This window comes from Peptoniphilus indolicus ATCC 29427, assembly GCF_000227315.1.
Taxonomy (GTDB): Bacteria; Bacillota; Clostridia; order Tissierellales; family Peptoniphilaceae; genus Peptoniphilus; species Peptoniphilus indolicus.
The window spans coordinates 1-2,093 of sequence record NZ_JH165072.1 but is presented as its reverse complement, the minus strand read 5'-3'; the positions used below and the strand labels follow the sequence as shown (position 1 = coordinate 2,093).

General features: G+C 29.7%; 3 protein-coding genes and 3 tRNA genes. 3 read left to right on the top strand and 3 right to left on the bottom strand.

Going from position 1 to position 2,093, the window contains the following annotated elements:
• Positions 1 to 21: 21 nt before the first annotated feature.
• The 3 genes from HMPREF9129_RS09745 (at position 22) to HMPREF9129_RS09735 (ending at position 281) form a co-directional block, all read left to right on the top strand.
• Positions 22 to 97: transfer RNA gene (locus tag HMPREF9129_RS09745), tRNA-Thr, on the top strand.
• Positions 98 to 117: 20 nt separating this feature from the next.
• A tRNA-Gly gene (locus HMPREF9129_RS09740) sits at positions 118 to 192 on the top strand.
• Between the two features lie 12 nt (positions 193 to 204).
• Positions 205 to 281: transfer RNA gene (locus tag HMPREF9129_RS09735), tRNA-Arg, on the top strand.
• A gap of 126 nt (positions 282 to 407) precedes the next feature.
• On the opposite strand, the gene HMPREF9129_RS09730 is transcribed toward HMPREF9129_RS09735, so the two are convergent.
• From HMPREF9129_RS09730 to HMPREF9129_RS11555, 3 genes are all read right to left on the bottom strand, one after another.
• The gene (locus HMPREF9129_RS09730) at positions 408 to 1,427 is read right to left on the bottom strand and encodes a tyrosine-type recombinase/integrase (protein WP_004823153.1); all 1,020 of its coding nucleotides are present in this window, start codon (positions 1,425 to 1,427) and stop codon (positions 408 to 410) included.
• An 84-nt stretch (positions 1,428 to 1,511) separates the two neighbouring features.
• Positions 1,512 to 1,877: an ImmA/IrrE family metallo-endopeptidase gene (locus HMPREF9129_RS09725; RefSeq protein WP_004823151.1), complete on the bottom strand. Its 366-nt coding sequence runs from the start codon at positions 1,875 to 1,877 to the stop codon at positions 1,512 to 1,514.
• Positions 1,878 to 1,971: 94 nt separating this feature from the next.
• Positions 1,972 to 2,091 carry a DUF1829 domain-containing protein gene (locus HMPREF9129_RS11555; protein ID WP_257009273.1) on the bottom strand — a complete coding sequence of 40 codons (120 nt, stop codon included), beginning with the start codon at positions 2,089 to 2,091 and terminating at the stop codon, positions 1,972 to 1,974.
• Positions 2,092 to 2,093 lie beyond the last annotated feature (2 nt).

Here is a 2,093-nt window from a genome sequence, read left to right as displayed (position 1 = left end):
AGGTCGCCAAAATTGTGTTAAGCTGGTGTAGCTCAATTGGTAGAGCAACTGACTTGTAATCAGTAGGTTGGGGGTTCAAGTCCTCTCACCAGCTCCAATTTAATAAATATTAACTATGCGGATGTGGCTCAGTGGTAGAGCATCGCCTTGCCAAGGCGAGGGTCGCGAGTTCGAATCTCGTCATCCGCTCCATTTTTATATTGTGCGTCTTTAGCTCAGCTGGATAGAGCGTCTGGCTACGGACCAGAAGGTCAGGGGTTCGAATCCTCTAAGGCGCACCAACAAAAACCTTGTAAAATCAACGTTTACAAGGTTTTTTACTTTTTATTTTGTTTTTTATAAAGTCGCATAAAAATCACTAAAATTTAGTACGTAGATTACAAGTAGAATATTTATAGCATACAAATCTATAGTTTATTTACTGAATCTATAAGTTCTGTAATTTCATCATGAGTATACCATTTAGCTGTTATTGAATAATCTGTATGGCCCATAAGTCTACTTATTGTGTTTTTATTCTTTTCAGATTTATTTAGCAGCGATGCAAAAGTGTGTCTGCAAGAGTGTGGTGTAAGTTTTCTTATTCCTATTTTTTTAAGAAGAGGATAATATATATGTTTCCTGTAATAGTCAGTGGTTATACTTCTTCCTCTTTCATTAACGAATAAAAACTTAGAATCTGTTAGCATTCTTTTTTGAATCAAAGGGAGTAAATCTTTGTGTATTGGAGTTATTTTTTGTTTTCCTGTTTCTGTTTTATTCCCATGTTGAATATATCCATACTCTAAATTAACTTTATCTTTGGGAATGGATAACATCTCTCCAACTCTGTCGCCAGTGTAAATCATAAAAAGTATTGAATCTATCCATTCATTGTCTTTATATTTCCATAAAGTTTCTATTTCATCACTATTAAATATTTCTTTTTCTTTCTTATCTTTTTGAGCGGGCAATGTTACAAATTGTGTATAATCTTTTTCTGCTAAATCATTTTGCATTGCAAATTTAAATAACTGAGTTGATAAGCTTTTGATATCTTTTAGTGTGCTTCTAGACATAGTAGAGTAGTCGTTGATTACATCTTGTAAATGCTTAGTCTTAATATCTCTTATATGCATGTTTTTTAATACAGAAAGTTTTTTCCAAGCGCCTTTATACCCGGAGATTGTTTTTTCTCCTATAGTTAAAAAGTGTTGTTTAGACCATAGATCATATATGTTTTCTAAAGTTGCTTTATTTAATACAGCCGGGTTTTTATAGTATTCTAAAAGAAGCATTTCAGCATCTTTTTTAGTTTTTGAGTATCCAATATATTTTCTTATCTGCTTCCCATTTTCATCCCAGCCTGTAGTTACTAATGTAGCATAAGGTCTTCTTCTGTTTTTGCCTAAGTTTATAATACTTCCCATACCATTTGCTCGTTTCATTTTAACCTCCTAAATTATTGTTTTTGAAGTAATGGTTTAAGTTATATTCTTCAATGCCAGTTAAAAAAGATATCTGTTTTATACTTAATTCAGCAAATGAGGATATATCATATTTTTTAATATCATTGAAGTGGCAAAGAAATTAGCTTCAGTTTCTTCTTTGATATTGTTGTGTAGAGTACAGGTTTGATTAAAAAGTATATTATCTTGATGCTTTAAAAATATATGGCCTAATTCATGTAAACAGGTAAACTCATTTTCAAACTCTGTATTTTTACTATTTAAAAATATGATTTTTGTTCTGTATTTAGTGGTGGTATATCCCTTTAAGGTAAATGGCATATCTATAAACTGTAATAGAATATCTTTTTCTTTACATATTTCAAATGGATTAGTCCCATATTTTTTATATATTGTTTTAATAATTCTATTTATTTTTATATTTTCCATAGTATTCTCTCTTATTAAGTATATTTATGAACTTACGTTCTTTAAAACCGTAAAAAATATATAGGAGAGTGTAATATCTCCTATATTAAACTTATTAAGCTACAAATAAATTTTTATATTGAACTCTTTTACTCCAAGGTATAGATTTTGCTCCATAATTATTTAAAGCATCTTCTATATCTGAATTTGTTTTTTTGATTTCATCATTATAAATAA